Origin of the sequence: Algoriphagus algorifonticola, from assembly GCF_007655305.1 — a bacterium.
GTDB lineage: Bacteria > Bacteroidota > Bacteroidia > Cytophagales > Cyclobacteriaceae > Algoriphagus > Algoriphagus algorifonticola.
Map to the genome: position 1 here is coordinate 58,808 of NZ_VLOG01000040.1, position 14,545 is coordinate 73,352.

Here is a 14,545-nt window from a genome sequence, read left to right on the forward strand (position 1 = left end):
TCTATCGAATAAAGGCTACAATATTACCAATAAACACCTTAATAGAATCTTTGGGGTCAACTTTCATCATCCTCTTTATTAGATCTAGACTTTTGCCAATTTCCTTTTCCTTAGCATATATTCTAGATAGTTTTCTTTCGATACTATAGATTCTTTTATCGATGGACCTTTGTTGTTTTTGATTTTTGAAGTACCCTTTCATCTTAAAAAAGGTATCAAGCTGCATCTCAAATTGTCGAATCTCACTTTTACCTGACCATACTCCCTGATTATGGACGCGATAACAGCCTGAATTAAAATTCAAAAAACCTGCAGGTCCGTTTTCAGTAGCAATTGCACACAAGAAATTGTCTGTATTAAAAGTTTGAGAAAAAATATTAGGAAATCCATTTTTAAACGCACTTTTCCGAAACATAGAGGTCAAAATTTTAGGCTTATAATGTTCCAGAATCATCTCATGTGTAATAACTGGAGAAAGTCTAAACCCATCCCAGATATTTTCTTTCAGTAATTTTCCATCTTGATCTACTTCAGAGTAATTAGTACAACAAATAGTAAAATCCTGGTTTTCTTCTAAAAAATCTACTTGTTTTTGAAGTTTATCAGGATCTATCCAAAAGTCATCCCCTTCACAAAAAGCAATATACTTCCCGCGGCATCTTGGAAAATTAAATCGAGGCGCAATTCCACGGACTCCTTTAGAATATTGATTTTCTTTCTGAAAGAACACATTGAATAGATCAGGATATTTATGGATATATTCTTGGATAATTTCAATTGTCCCATCAGTTGAGGCATCATCATAAACCACTATTTCAAACGGAAAATTGGTTTTTTGAGCTAAAATCCCCTCAAAACACTGGCGAATGTAATTTGCGTGGTTAAAACTCAGACAAGAGACAGATACTAAAGGGTCAGAAATCATTTACTCTTTAGTATAAAAATTGGTCTATTTCTAAATTCACCCATAGAATCATCCCTTTGAAGATTTATTTCTGATAAAGGTCGGTATACAGTTTCTTCATTATCTATTTCTGAAATTCCAATTGATTGTACATCCCAATTACTTTCACAAGTACCTTGAATAAACGTAATCATTTCTTCTTTGGTACCATTTTCAAATAGTAGTTTTGTTCGATCTCCTTTCCAACAAAATCCCATTTGAAGGACCAATAAATCACATTTATCCGAAAAATAATTGATAGCACCACTCATTTGCTGTTTGGCTTCATCCATAGAGATTTCGGAATTCCCAAAGTCATCCCCAAGATGGTGTATCACATTAAATAGTAAGACGACATCAAACTTCTCCTTCGAAAAATCAGTACTAAAGTCAAAATAACGATTATAAACTTTAAGATTTTTATTAAGGAGCCTTGCAGCTTTTTCCACAAACTCTGCATGATTCTTATTTCCTTCCACATAAACCACCTCTCTTGCACCAAGGTCTAAAGTCTCGAATGAAAAATAACCTGTATTCCCTCCTATATCTAACACCCTCATCTTTGAAAAATCGACTTGAGCTTTTAACCAATCCAAACGTTGCGTTTCATATCTAGGAATAAATTGAGTTACATCTTCTTCAATAATTGACTTCAAGGAATTCGGTAAGATTTGATAACCAGAATGTTTACTGTTCCTTTTATATAAATCAACTAATATATCTTTATCAGTTATGTTCATTTAAGTAAATTTTTATAGTATCCTCTTTTAAGTAGATATCATGAGTCGTTAACTTTTCAAAGTCTTCAAAAAATTGAGACTTAGAATAATTATAAAACTTCGGTTGTTTTTGTTGTCTTTGATTTGCAACCAATCCTCCTGACCAAAAATAAAATTCATCTGACCGATAACCATGGTTTATAATTTTGTCTTTCAGACCATTATCCACAGCAAAAGCGTCGAATAAAGTCATATTTGAATCCAAAATTAATTGCGACGGCCCCCATAATCTTGGATTCGCCTCGATCATAACGAATTTTTCTCCGTCAAATTTGACCTCAACCATGACTAAGCCCGAAAAATTAATTTTTTTCAACGCAAAAATAAACTGCTGTGCTATTTCATGCTGATGAATGGTAGACGAACGCGCTAAGATCATTGATGCACCCTCATCTTGCTGAATCAAATTCTCCTGCGAAAAACATTCAACTTTTCCATTTTTAAAGAAATAGAAAAGTAAGTAGTAGCTCTTACCATCCACATATTCCTGAAAATAATAATCAGAAGAATTTCCGATCCATCCGGCCTTATTTAAATCATTTTTGGAAAAAACTAAAACTGGTTTTTCATTAATTTTCGACAGCCCTTTGCCATAATATTTAGGCTTCATCACATAGGGATATTTTTTGGGGGGGCTATCAAAATCTTCTGGAACGGGGATATTTTGAGATTTACAATATTCAGAAAATTCATATTTATCCGAAACCAGCGAGTACGTTACCTCATCACAAAGAGCAAATTCAATCTTTTTTTCTTTTAATTTTTCTTTGTGCTGCAACAAAAATCTATTCAAAAATTCAGTTGACGGTAATATTAAAACCTCGTCAACATCATATTTTCTTTTACAGATCTCACACAGATTAATAATAGAATCAAAATCAAGTTCATTTTTTCTCCTTGTAGCTATGACTTGATTAGCATAGGAACTTTCAAAAATTGTATCCTCTTTTCCATTAGCGACAATACAAAAGAGTATCCCTTCCTGTAAAACATATCTGCAAAAAGCGATAACAGCCCTTTGATTGTTACCAGAAAAAATTAAAACGACTTTACTTTTAATATGCAAGCCTAGTTTAATTAAAAGCGGTATGCATTATCCTACAAATCAAATCCACCTCTTCAAAAGAAAGTTCATAGTAAAGTGGCAGACACAATACTCTTTGAGATATATCATCACAAATTGGCACATTGGCCTTCTTTACATATGGCAAGGTATCTAATGATGGGTAAAAATATCTCCTTGGGAAAACTTGTGACCTATTTAGTTTTTCAAGACATTTTTTCATCATATCATGACTATCAAAGAGAATAGGGTAATAACCATAATTGTAGTCAATTCCATATTTTATTTTAGGCCTCTGAAGATTTAAATCTTTTAATCTATAATTATAGTGCTCGGTTAAGCTTTTTCGCTTGGCTATGATTTCGTCTATTTTTCTTAAATTAACTAAACCCATAGCGGCATGGAATTCAGAATTCTTTCCATTTATTCCCAGCCCACTAAATACCTCTGGTCCATCATGACCGAAATTTCTATTAAGAGTCATCTCCCTAAACAGCGCATTATCCTTAGTAAATACTCCTCCCCCTTCTATGGTATGAAACAGTTTAGTAGCATGAAAACTTACAGTTGAAATATCACCAAATTCAAAAATTGACTTTTTATTGACTCTAACCCCAAAGCAATGCGCAGCATCATAGATTACTTTAAGATTATGCTTTTGAGCGATTTGTTCAATTTTTTCAAGATCACAAGGAATTCCATAAACATGGGTAGCTAGGATCGCTGTTGTATTTGAAGTTATGGCTTTTTCAATTTTGTCAGGATCAATATTAAAAGTATCTGGATGAATGTCTACAAAAACAGGCTTACAGTTTTCCCATACAATGGCACTAGTGGTAGCAACGTAGGAGAAGGGTGTGGTTATAATTTCACCTGAGACTTTTAGGGCTTTAAGAGCAATTTGTAGTGCAATTGTTCCATTCCCCAAATACAAAAAATATTTTGTATTTAAGTACTCGTTGACTTTAATTTCAAGTTCATTTACAAGTGGGCCATTATTGGTGAGCCATTGCCTTTTCCATATACTTTGGAGGTATAAATTATACTCTTCGAGAGAAGGAAGGTATGGTTTAGTTACAGGAATCATCTTTTTAAAATCACTTTTCTAAAGTCTATAAAAGGTTGGATTTGGAATATCCAAGAAAAAAAAACATAAACACTTACTCCAAATATACCACCGATTATCAACTGCATGAAATCTACCCAAGAAGAGTTTATGGCCAAGCCTTTTCCAATCCACCCTAATAATCCAGCTATAGCTCCCATTAAAAAAATCGGTGAGATATCCTTAACTTGGTTCCAAACCGGATACCCAATGAACCTGCCACTGAAATAAGAATTGATCCCAAATGCTACAACATTCAATACCACCTGAGTCCAAAGTAAAGCAAAAACCCCATGAGGGAGAGCTATTAAAACCCCAAAAATTGTCAAAGATTTTTTGATAATTTCTAATCTCAAGAATAAATCACTTCTCCCTTTTACTTTAAGAATATTTAAATTGTAAGAATGAATAGGAAACATTAAACCTACAAAACATAAAATTTGGAAATAGGGAACAGCTGGCACCCATTTCTCGGTCAATACAAAGCGGAAAAGTGGTTCAGCTAAAACGGAAGAAAGTGCCATGACAGGAGTTAACCAAAATAGTACCTGCTGCATGATTCTTTTGTATGAAACCTTTAGTTTTTCTTCATCATCTTGGATCTCTGAAAACATTGGAAATGTAACCTTAGATAAAGTAGATGAAATATTTTTTACAGGAATTTGTTTTAAAGAATCAGCTTTGGTGTAGTAACCTAGTTGAGCAATTGAGAAATACTTACCTATAATCAGATGGTAAATATTTGAAAAAATTGAATTAATTATGCCAGCTAAGGTCAATTTAGCACCGAATTTAAAATGATAATGAAATCTCTCCCAATCTAAAACCCAAGAAGGCCTCCACTTGGAATAAAACCAAAATTGAAGACTTAAAAGTAAGTTTTGGATTAAATTCATCCAGATAAGTGCCCAAACACCAAAGCCATAAAAAGCAAAGGTCAACCCAACTATACTACCAATAACAATAGAAGGAATGGTAACTTTAAGCTCAGTCTTAAAGTCCATTAGTTTGACAAGCCTAGTACGCTGTACTGCAGAAAAAGGATAGATCAGAAATGTCAAACAATAAACTTTAATTATTTTTTCTAATAACGGTTGGTTGAAAAAGTCACTAATCAATTCAGAACTTACAAACATTATCAAATAGACTACAAAACCAATTCCTAGATTTATAAAGAACACTGTAGAAAAATCAACCTGATCTGCTTTTTTTGTTCGAATTAAGCTAGAAGTCATACCAGCATCTATAAGGCTATTGCCTAAGGCCATGAAAATCGCTAGCATGCCTAGAAGACCAAAGTCAGAAGGATCAAGAATTCTTGCTAGGAAAATGGTTACCACAATTGTAGTGATTTGAACTCCAAACTGTTGAGTCAAACTCCAAAAAAATCCTACTAAGGTTTTTTGTCTAAGAGTCATCTTGCAGGAATCCCCTTAACTAATTTGTTTGACTCTTGGTGTTTGGTAACTACTGCCCCTGCCCCGACAATAACATTATTACCCAAAACTACTCCCGGAAGTACAATAGCACCAGCACCGATTCTGCAATTTTCACCAATTCTAACAGCCCCCAAAATGATTGCAGCGGGGCCAATTTCAGTAAAATCACCAATTTCACACTCATGATGTATGTGAGCTCTTGTATTTATTAGAACTCCCTTCCCTAACTTTACTCCCGGGCCACAGAAAGCAAACTCCATTAAATCTGCATTGTCACAAGCACTTTGAGCGATGACAGATTTAGCCTTTATACCTATAATTAAGCCACCTGCATCATAGAGTTTATTCATTAAATTTCTTCTATGGATGGGATTTCCTACCCCCAAACAAAATAAAGGGGTTTTCTCAAAAATTAATCTTACATCCTCCATTGATGTAATTAACTGATTGGGATATATAAAAGTAGATTTTTTGGTATCATCCATATCATAAAAAAAAATTTCAGACTCAGAATAATTTAAAACCTTTAAGGTTTCAAAAACTTCCAATCCATGCCCACCAGCACCTGCAATTACCATTTAATTAAATTTTGAAAATAAAATAAATTGATTATCCGCAATCATGCCAGTTGCCATATTTTCTTTGTTTGACCAATTTGAAGACCGATCAAAGAAGACCCAGCCACGGCTGACAAGCGAAACTTCCGGATTCTGATCCTTTCAGCAGACAATAAGCCGTATATTTGTCAATACTGGTAAGAAAGCGGATATCCATATAAAATAATATCTCCCTTATTAAAAGGGAGATATTTATTACCATAAGGAAATTATTTGGACCCAATCCCATAATGTACATAGCCCAAGCTGTCTAAATATTTTTTATCGTAAATATTTCTTCCATCAAATACGACTTTATTTTTCAACAACTTACCTACGACTTCCCAGCTTGGTATTCTGAATTCTGACCATTCTGTCACCAACAACAACGCATCAGCATCAACCAAAGCATCATAGGCATCTTTACAATAAGTTACCTTATCGAAAATGTAATGCTCTTTCGCCTCTTCCATAGCTTTAGGATCATAGGCTTTTACTTTGGCACCAGCAGAACGAAGCTCATCAATTATCACAGCCGCGGGAGATTCGCGCATATCATCGGTATTAGGCTTGAAGCTTAATCCCCACATCGCGAAGGTCATTCCAGAAAGGTCCTCTCCAAAATGAGCTTTTACTTTTTTCGAAAGCACATACTTTTGATCATCATTCACATCTTCCACAGACTGAAGAACTCTCAAATTGTAGCCATATTCTCTGGCTGTTCTAATAATAGCTTTGACGTCTTTTGGAAAACATGAACCTCCATATCCTACTCCTGGATAAATAAATTTATTCCCGATTCTAGGGTCTGAACCAATTCCTTTGCGAACCATATTGGCATTAGCTCCTACCAACTCACATAGGTTGGCAATATCATTCATAAATGAAATCTTGGTTGCAAGCATAGCATTAGCAGCATATTTCGTCATTTCAGCAGATGGAATATCCATGTAAATAATCCGTTCCCCACTCAGTTGGAATGGCTTATACAAACGCTGCATGATCTTTTCAGCCCGCTCATCATCCACTCCAATCACAATTCTATCTGGTCTTAAAAAATCCTCTACTGCAGCACCTTCTTTTAAGAACTCAGGATTAGAGGCCACAGCAAATGGAAGATCTGAACCTCTTTTATCTAAAGCTGCCTGAAGCGTAGCCCTTACTTTTTCTCCTGTTGTAACTGGAACTGTACTTTTGGTGGCCACTACGATATAATCACTCATTTTCTGACCAATCTCATCTGCAACAGCCAGTACGTATTTCAAATCAGCAGATCCATCTTCACCTGGAGGGGTACCAACGGCTATGAAAGCAACTTCAGCACCTTGAATCGCCTCTCCCAAATCAGTGCTGAAATGTAATCTGCCACTTTTATAATTTCTGACCACAATTTCCTCTAGACCTGGCTCATAGATGGGCATGATGCCATTCTTCAATTTCTCAATTTTCTTTTGATCAATATCCACGCAGGTTACTTCTATACCTACATCTGCAAAACAAGCTCCAGATACTAGGCCTACATAGCCAGTACCCACTACTGCAATCTTCATATAATAATTTATTATTAGTTAGTTAATTAATCTCTCTACGAGGATCCCCAGAGTAGCAAGACTTGAGGCGATTCCTATCCAACTTGCTGCACTCATCCTTTCTCTTATTGGTTTTCGTGGCACCACAATTTCTGCTCCCGGCTCAATTGTAGGATAGTTTTTCAATCCTAAAAAGCTTCTGGTTTGGGCAGCATCTCCATTGGCATAAATGACATAAGCCTTAGTTTTTCTCGCGTTTTCTGTAAATCCTCCAGCCTTTGAAATATAATCTTTTAAGGATTTTCCACTTATAAATCGTGTAGTAGTTGGGAGTAACACTTCCCCAACCATTCTAACAGTCTGTAATTGTTTAGGAATCTGTAGAATATCCCCTTCAAACAAAATCAAATCTGCTTCTGATCCAGGGTTTTGAATAATATACTCTAAATCTATACCCACTAGATCTTGTTCCTTGTACCTAGAGGCATTTAGAGCAGAGTCAATAGAAATACTATCAGTAGGAACCGAGACTTTGAATAATTGACTCCTTAGTCTTTGTTGTTCCTCCTTTTGCTTTTCTTCTTCTATCTGAGCCAGTTTTTTTTCTATTCTTTCAAATAAAATCTGCTCAGCCTCATTAGTGTTTCTGTTTTTCTCAGGATCCAAATTTTCCTTAATTTCTCTTAACCTTTCTTCTCTAATTTCTTCTTCAGATTTCTCCTCAAAATAAATGGTTCTCCTAATTAAACTCGCTCCTTTGGGATAAGCAAAATCTGATAATCCTCCAGCTCTTTTTACGACATCGGAAATGCGTTCATTGGAGGAAGAAATAGCAAACTGACCTGGATATCTAACTTCACCCCTCAATGTCACTAACTGCTCCTTTTCGAAACCTGGACTTCTACGGATAAACACATGATCGAAGGGACTCAAAGGCATGTTTGCTTCCTCTGCCGAAAGTTGTAAGTTGGGATCTATAGTCAAGTTGGTGATTTCAGCGATTTTTCCGCCTTGTTGATCCCGAACTCTTCTTGCAATTTCTATAGAGGAATTGGTGGCTGACTCCAATAATCCACCTGCACGAAGAATAAGGTCTCCCACAGTCATAGAAGATGCATATGGGTATGTTCCTGGCAAATTCACCTCTCCTGAAATTTTCACATAATACTCTTCCTGAATATCATATCTACTTGGCACAAATAATAGGTCTTCGTTCTTGAGTATTATATCCTCAGCTGTTCCTTCTATAATTCCTTTTAAGTTCAATGGGACCGCAGCTAAAGTCAAATCATCGCTTGTTCTGTATAAAGTAGCTCGATTCGTAAAAGCTTCAGGCCTTAAACCTTCTGCCTTTTCAATTAGCTGCTTGATTGTTAAACCCGACTCACCGAGAGCAAATTCTCCTGGTCTATTTACACTTCCAGTTACCTGAACCCTATTAGAAAATCTGTCTAAGGCTTCACCAACTAAAATTTCATCCCCATCTTTGGGAGTAAAGGTATTAAAGTCAGTTTCAGCAACATCTAAAACTTTTCTCTGATTATTTTCTATTCTTCTGACAGTAACTCTGTCTTTATAGGCCTGAGCTGTGAAGCCACCTGTGTAGACAAACAAATCTGCTAAGGCTTCATTAGGCTTTACTTCAAAAAGACCTTCTCTTCTTACAGGTCCTGTGATTTCAACTCTTGCCTGCAAAGGCGGCACTATAATCACATCATTATCTTGAAGCAAAATATTTGCACTCTGGTCTCCTTTAGATAAAAACTCATAAATATCGACAGCAGCCACTAACTTCGAATTCCTATATACTTGAATATTTCTAAATGCTCCATTTTCATTAGGCCCTCCCGCAGCATACAGGGCATTAAAAACGGTAGCAAAGGAAGGCAGAGTATAAGTCCCCGGTTTTGTCAATTCTCCTACCATGGACACTTTAATAGATCGAATATTTCCTAACCGAACTTGCAAAAACGTGTTAGGATTTGCTCCATTAAGGCCGGAATAAATTCTCCCTAGACTATTCTTTATCCTAGCTGTAGCTGCCTCAATAGAAGCTCCGCCAACTTGAACAGGCCCAACATTAGGAACGAAAATTCTCCCCTCAGGAGTAACTGTCAAATCATAGGACTGCTGACTTGCCCCATAAACATCAATTAATAATTGATCTCCAGAACCAACTATGTATGAAAGTGGAGTTGGTAGATTTAAACTAGGACTAAAATTTAATTGCCTATTATGAAACAACTTAAATCCGAATATCTTTTTTTGAGTTGGAGTAAGATCATAATATGGATCTGATTTCCTCAAAGAGTCAAAAAGGTCTATCTCTTGGTCCATCAGATTCCTTCCTCCCTCCATTTTTCCAGAAGTACTGTTTGTCTGACCGGACATCCTCAAATCATTGATTCTTTGACCTAATTTATTAGCCTCAGATGCAGGCATACCCTTCTCTCTCGCCAAGGCTACCAATTGATTTGTGGTCAATCCATTGGCTTCAGCCCTTTTGATAAGTTGCTCTAATTGAGCATCTGACAGATTATCCACCTTAAGATTTTGAATATCTGACAGGCTTTGAGCCTGTAAAAAGACACTTAACATCATAGAAAAGATGAAAAGACAACAAACCTTCCAGTTTTCGATTAGCTCAGAAATCAGTATGTTTTTCAAGTTGAAGAATTTAGGAAAGAATAAATATGCAAATTTTTCTAAGATTGGCACAGCTTCGCCCTTTCAGTCACAATTTGTGCCTAGCTATTATTTTACTTTTTTGTTGATCTCTCGGAGTTAAACCCCTATTTTATTATCAAATAAAACCAATCCATAGCCTTCATGACGCTCATTTTTAAGCGTAAAAACTACTTTTCGGTCAATCATTTTTTCAATTCTTTTCTTTAAACCTTGGATGTAATCTTGGTTCAGATTATCTCCTGTAATCAACACATCGATTTTTCCTGAATCTATTCCCCTGGAAACATCTCCAACAAGCACGACCTGACCAACTTCCCCCATTCTTTCCAGAATCTGTTCCAAAAGCATGTCTAGGCCCAGATATTTTCTGATAATGTCCCTTATGTTCGTAAAAAAGGGATGTTCCGTATTTGCGTGGTATGAAATCTTATTTTTATCAGAGTGCTTCAATAGAATACCTGCTTGAGTAAGGTTATTCAATTCCTTACGAATAGCATTCGTAGATTCGCCAAATTCATCAGCCAATCCTCTTAAATGACTTTGATTTCGGTCATTCACAAAAAACTTAACCAGAAGCCTCAGACGAGTCTTGGATGTTATTAAAGATTCAAGCATAAAAAATCATGATCAAAATGAGTAACAAAGGTACTCATTAGAACGGACTGTAAAAATTTCAAACCTTATTTTTCAGGTTATAAACCCAATAATAAGGCATATAGCTTATCCACCCCTATACAAATTATCAGGACGTTTTTTAGTTATTTTTCGAAATAAACTTCCAGTTAAAGAAGAAAATGATCCGAAAAGAAAACCTAAAAGTCCAGTAATCCCAATTAATATAGTTCCTGATCCTACCCCGAAAATTGAAGCAATTTTCTCAGGAAGTGGGCTTCCTGTTTGAATGGAAAGATACAGACTCAATCCCAACCAGGATAAACCCATTCCAAGACCTCCACCCCAAAATGCAATAGCATTTCCTGGGTTTAATAAAATAGCTAATAATGCCAATGCCAACATGACTGCCCAATAAGGGATAAAGGGATTAGCAAAAACTACTATTAAAATTGTTAAAATTAAGAATCCGAAGAATTTCATGGCTTAGGTACAAATGTGGTAATAAATAATGAGGCATCTGAATCATCAGGTTTTCTCAAATTGAAATTTAAATATTCTCCATTGGCCCATTTTGAAATAAAATTAGCGTAAAACTTACTTCCGGGATTCCCTGACTGCCCTCCAGGATAAATTCCAAATGCTTGGATATCTGAGCCTAATTCAACTACCATTCTCCAACTTGCTCCATGTCGACTTCCTGTTGCATTCAAAATCCCAGAGCCTCCACCTGTGTATACATTTTCTACAGAAAATGAGTTGAATTGAGGTACAAGATGTTGAATTTTGGTACGCTTGAAATTTGCCCAGGCATAATCTCCTTCATCTTCCTCCCATTTTTTCATTTCCTCCACCATCAACTCAAACCCTTTCTTAACATGATCTGAGGCAGTTTCTATATTGGCTGAATTTCCCCAATCAAAAATTTGGGAAGCCGGCTCTTCTTTCAATAATTTGACTGTCTGATAATTGGAGGGTCTTACAACAGGAACTCCAAACTCAGCCCACTCTTTCCAAATCTCATTATAAGTTTTAGACCACCAGGAAGAAAACAGAGTTGGTCCTTTTTGATTTGGATCTGCATAAAAATCCCAAGACTTCAGTTCTTGCATATATTTTTTTGCGGATTCGTCATTAGGCAAATAGGAGCCTAACAAATTGATCATTACAGGAAGAGCCTCTGCAGCATGTAGATAATAATCATCAAATTGGAGAGCCTTCATATCATCCACCGTGATATTTTCCATTTCCCTTAGTCTTTTGTTGAGCCTCCTATTTCTGTAATGCTCGTAACTATTGTCAAACACATAATATGGGTAGGAAGGGTCTACTGGGTGTTGGTTCGCAGATGAAACAAACCCTCTTTCGGGATTTAATGTACTTGGATTATGTGCATTCGGAATGTATTCCTTCCATTCCATTCGTGGATCCGAGCCATCCATGAAAAATTTGCCTTGCTCTTTCCACTTTACTGCAAACTTTCCCTGAATCCTCATTGCTATATCTCCCGATTTGGAGGCAAAAACAAAATTCTGTGCGGGGGCAGTATAATTATCCAAGGCAGCATTGTAATCCGCATGATTCTTAGCCTTATTCATCATCAGAAAGGTTTTTTGCTCATTGGAACCTTCATGCACTGTCCATTTCAATGCAAAATTGATATCCTGCCTTTCTGATTTAAAAGTCTCATCATACACCACAGGGCCATAATGAGTATAAACGACCGTATCTATAAAACTTTCCTGACCTTTAATTTGAATCTCTTCAATCCGAAACTCTGAGTCGCGCCAAGATTCCCCATATTTATAGGATCCCCTAGTTTCATCCTTGAAAGTGATTTTATACCAATCCCTGGCATCTTTAGTGGCATTTGTCACACCCCAAGCTATATTTTCATTAAAGCCAGAAATCACCCCCAAGGCTCCGGGCAACGTAGCTCCTTTAACTGAATGTCCTGGAGTGCTTAATTGCATGCTGTACCAAAGTGATGGCAGGTTGAGACTTAAATGCGGATCATTTGCAAGAATTGGATAGCCATTCTTTGTTTTTTTTCCTGAAACTGCCCAGTTGTTAGAACCTGTTCCTTCTTCCGGCTGTGGAAGCGGATCAATCACCCATTCATCATTTGGAAAATTAAGACTATCGGGCTTGGTAACTTGAATAGGTTCAAAATCCCACACTTTATCTGCCTCTATGACTGGATCATTATCTACAGGAAACTCAGGAAAAAGCTTATTCAATAACTCTTCTCCAAGAATCTTTCGCAGGTTTGAATATTCCAAATCACGGTCTCCCACTAACATATCGGACATATATTTCAAAAGAAGAAGGGATTTGTATCCGGACCACTTTTCAGGTCTGTAGTTCAAAATTTTATATTCGACAGGTAATTGTGCGGAAGAAATTTGATCTATATAAGCATTTACACCTTCAGCATAGGCCTCTACAAGCTTTAAGGTTTCGGGGTCTTTTTCTTTCAAATAAGCTAGCCCTAATTCTGCTCCGTAAGCCAAGCCTTTCCTCCGGGTCATTCTATCAAGTTCCAATGCAATAGGGCCTACAATTTCCGAAATTCTCCCAGCTGCCGCCATGGTTTGGAATTCCATCTGCCACAACCTATGCTGAGCAGTCACATATCCCTGAACACGATATAAGTCCTCTTCATTTTGAGCAAAAATATGGGGTATTAGATTCTCATCATATGTAACTGTAACAGTCCCCTGAAGGCCAGGAATAGCTATTTCATCCTCGGCTATTTCATCCTCGCTGTACATGTTTTGCCAAAATCCATGGTTAGGATCCATCAAGGGCCCCATCGGGGGAGCCGGACCAATTGGAACAGAAGCAAAATACCCTAAAGCAAGAGTAATTAGAAGAACAAAAATAAAACTGAAGTATTTCATTCGGGCTTTTCTTGATGATGAGCGAATTTAAATTAAACTTTGAATTTTTCTTCAAAAGCTTAGGTAATTACCCATAAAAAAAGGCCCTGAAATAAATTCCAGAACCTTTTCACTTGAACTAATTGGTTTATTGAATAATTATTGGGAGCTGTAGCTTTTCCCATCTTATTACTAAACCAGGATTTTCAATATCAATTGAGAGCCTTTCCTGTAGACTTTCTCCCCAAACTGGAGCGACCTCCACCCGTAGCACATCATTTTTTTCATCGTACTGGAAATGCCCATGTTCAAGATCCCATTCGGAATTAAAAATCACAGTCCATTTTCCTGATTCTTTAGGAATAGTAAAAAGAGAATATTTACCAGCAGGTAAGCTTTTACCTTCTACAGTCATATCTTGACTCAATTCAACATAAGTAGCCTCATTGGCACCAGTTCTCCATACCACATTGTAAGGAACCAAATCTCCCCAAATCTCCCTTCCTTTTACTGCAGGAGAGCCATAATAAACCTTGAATGCTTTTCCTGCTATTTCTCCATCTTTTACCTCCAATGGACTTGGTCTGGAGGATTCCTCGGACGATTCTTCTACACTGGAACCAAGATCAGAAGAATTTGAATCACTCTCTGTTTTGGATGAACAAGAAATTAGGATGCCTGCAAACATGGCAAATACCCATAACCTTTTGAAAGTTGTCATATAGTGGAAATTTTATTTCGAAATAAATGCATAATAACGAACCTGCAAAATCCCTGCCCGTACTATTCTGATAATTTCTTTTCCAAGAAAATACTTATTCTTCAGTAGCTTCGTTTTTAGGCTTCTCTTTTGCTTCTTTACGCAACGATAGGCTTGAAAGGTTTAAAGCAAAACAAAAAATCAATACT

General features: G+C 36.5%; 12 protein-coding genes. All 12 read right to left on the reverse strand.

Translation table 11 applies throughout. The features are described from left to right. Position 1: 1 nt before the first annotated feature. The 12 genes from FL972_RS09900 to FL972_RS09955 all read right to left on the reverse strand — a co-directional run bounded on the left by FL972_RS09900 (position 2) and on the right by FL972_RS09955 (position 14,357). On the reverse strand, positions 2 to 925 hold the full coding sequence (locus FL972_RS09900) for a glycosyltransferase (protein ID WP_144605240.1): 924 nt from the start codon (positions 923 to 925) through the stop codon (positions 2 to 4). Further along, positions 922 to 1,683 (reverse strand): class I SAM-dependent methyltransferase, encoded by a 762-nt coding sequence (locus tag FL972_RS09905; protein WP_144605241.1) that lies wholly within the window; start codon positions 1,681 to 1,683, stop codon positions 922 to 924. Before FL972_RS09905 ends, FL972_RS09900 begins: the two co-directional genes overlap by 4 nt. Next, the gene (locus FL972_RS09910) at positions 1,670 to 2,788 is read right to left on the reverse strand and encodes an ATP-grasp domain-containing protein (protein ID WP_186300090.1); all 1,119 of its coding nucleotides are present in this window, start codon (positions 2,786 to 2,788) and stop codon (positions 1,670 to 1,672) included. Before FL972_RS09910 ends, FL972_RS09905 begins: the two co-directional genes overlap by 14 nt. Positions 2,789 to 2,795: 7 nt before the next feature. Continuing rightward, positions 2,796 to 3,872 carry a DegT/DnrJ/EryC1/StrS family aminotransferase gene (locus tag FL972_RS09915; protein ID WP_144605243.1) on the reverse strand — a complete coding sequence of 359 codons (1,077 nt, stop codon included), beginning with the start codon at positions 3,870 to 3,872 and terminating at the stop codon, positions 2,796 to 2,798. Further along, complete coding sequence (locus FL972_RS09920) at positions 3,869 to 5,308, reverse strand: lipopolysaccharide biosynthesis protein (protein WP_144605244.1); 1,440 nt, start codon at positions 5,306 to 5,308, stop codon at positions 3,869 to 3,871. The genes FL972_RS09915 and FL972_RS09920 overlap by 4 nt, the downstream gene beginning before the upstream one ends. Continuing rightward, entirely contained in the window at positions 5,305 to 5,907 is a 603-nt protein-coding gene (locus tag FL972_RS09925; RefSeq protein ID WP_144605245.1) for an acetyltransferase, read from the reverse strand. The genes FL972_RS09920 and FL972_RS09925 overlap by 4 nt, the downstream gene beginning before the upstream one ends. A gap of 248 nt (positions 5,908 to 6,155) precedes the next feature. Continuing rightward, complete coding sequence (locus FL972_RS09930; RefSeq protein WP_144605246.1) at positions 6,156 to 7,475, reverse strand: UDP-glucose dehydrogenase family protein; 1,320 nt, start codon at positions 7,473 to 7,475, stop codon at positions 6,156 to 6,158. 18 nt (positions 7,476 to 7,493) lie between these two features. Then, positions 7,494 to 10,055 (reverse strand): SLBB domain-containing protein, encoded by a 2,562-nt coding sequence (locus tag FL972_RS09935; RefSeq protein ID WP_144605287.1) that lies wholly within the window; start codon positions 10,053 to 10,055, stop codon positions 7,494 to 7,496. 183 nt (positions 10,056 to 10,238) lie between these two features. Then, positions 10,239 to 10,757, reverse strand: coding sequence for an ArsR family transcriptional regulator (locus tag FL972_RS09940; protein ID WP_144605247.1), 519 nt, complete (start codon positions 10,755 to 10,757; stop codon positions 10,239 to 10,241). 105 nt (positions 10,758 to 10,862) lie between these two features. After that, positions 10,863 to 11,237, reverse strand: coding sequence for a hypothetical protein (locus FL972_RS09945; RefSeq protein WP_144605248.1), 375 nt, complete (start codon positions 11,235 to 11,237; stop codon positions 10,863 to 10,865). Continuing rightward, positions 11,234 to 13,657 carry a penicillin acylase family protein gene (locus tag FL972_RS09950; RefSeq protein ID WP_144605249.1) on the reverse strand — a complete coding sequence of 808 codons (2,424 nt, stop codon included), beginning with the start codon at positions 13,655 to 13,657 and terminating at the stop codon, positions 11,234 to 11,236. Before FL972_RS09950 ends, FL972_RS09945 begins: the two co-directional genes overlap by 4 nt. 127 nt (positions 13,658 to 13,784) lie before the next feature. After that, on the reverse strand, positions 13,785 to 14,357 hold the full coding sequence (locus FL972_RS09955; RefSeq protein ID WP_144605250.1) for a DUF2911 domain-containing protein: 573 nt from the start codon (positions 14,355 to 14,357) through the stop codon (positions 13,785 to 13,787). Positions 14,358 to 14,545: the final 188 nt, after the last annotated feature.

What these genes read in the sequence shown, in the direction of transcription:
- FL972_RS09950 (WP_144605249.1), bottom strand. Translation starts at nt 13,657, where the DNA reads ATGAAATACTTCAGTTTTATTTTTGTTCTTCTAATTACTCTTGCTTTA.
- FL972_RS09955 (WP_144605250.1), bottom strand. Translation starts at nt 14,357, where the DNA reads ATGACAACTTTCAAAAGGTTATGGGTATTTGCCATGTTTGCAGGCATC.
- FL972_RS09935 (WP_144605287.1), bottom strand. Translation starts at nt 10,055, where the DNA reads ATGATGTTAAGTGTCTTTTTACAGGCTCAAAGCCTGTCAGATATTCAA.
- FL972_RS09920 (WP_144605244.1), bottom strand. Translation starts at nt 5,308, where the DNA reads ATGACTCTTAGACAAAAAACCTTAGTAGGATTTTTTTGGAGTTTGACT.
- FL972_RS09905 (WP_144605241.1), bottom strand. Translation starts at nt 1,683, where the DNA reads ATGAACATAACTGATAAAGATATATTAGTTGATTTATATAAAAGGAAC.
- FL972_RS09925 (WP_144605245.1), bottom strand. Translation starts at nt 5,907, where the DNA reads ATGGTAATTGCAGGTGCTGGTGGGCATGGATTGGAAGTTTTTGAAACC.
- FL972_RS09915 (WP_144605243.1), bottom strand. Translation starts at nt 3,872, where the DNA reads ATGATTCCTGTAACTAAACCATACCTTCCTTCTCTCGAAGAGTATAAT.
- FL972_RS09930 (WP_144605246.1), bottom strand. Translation starts at nt 7,475, where the DNA reads ATGAAGATTGCAGTAGTGGGTACTGGCTATGTAGGCCTAGTATCTGGA.
- FL972_RS09900 (WP_144605240.1), bottom strand. Translation starts at nt 925, where the DNA reads ATGATTTCTGACCCTTTAGTATCTGTCTCTTGTCTGAGTTTTAACCAC.
- FL972_RS09940 (WP_144605247.1), bottom strand. Translation starts at nt 10,757, where the DNA reads ATGCTTGAATCTTTAATAACATCCAAGACTCGTCTGAGGCTTCTGGTT.
- FL972_RS09945 (WP_144605248.1), bottom strand. Translation starts at nt 11,237, where the DNA reads ATGAAATTCTTCGGATTCTTAATTTTAACAATTTTAATAGTAGTTTTT.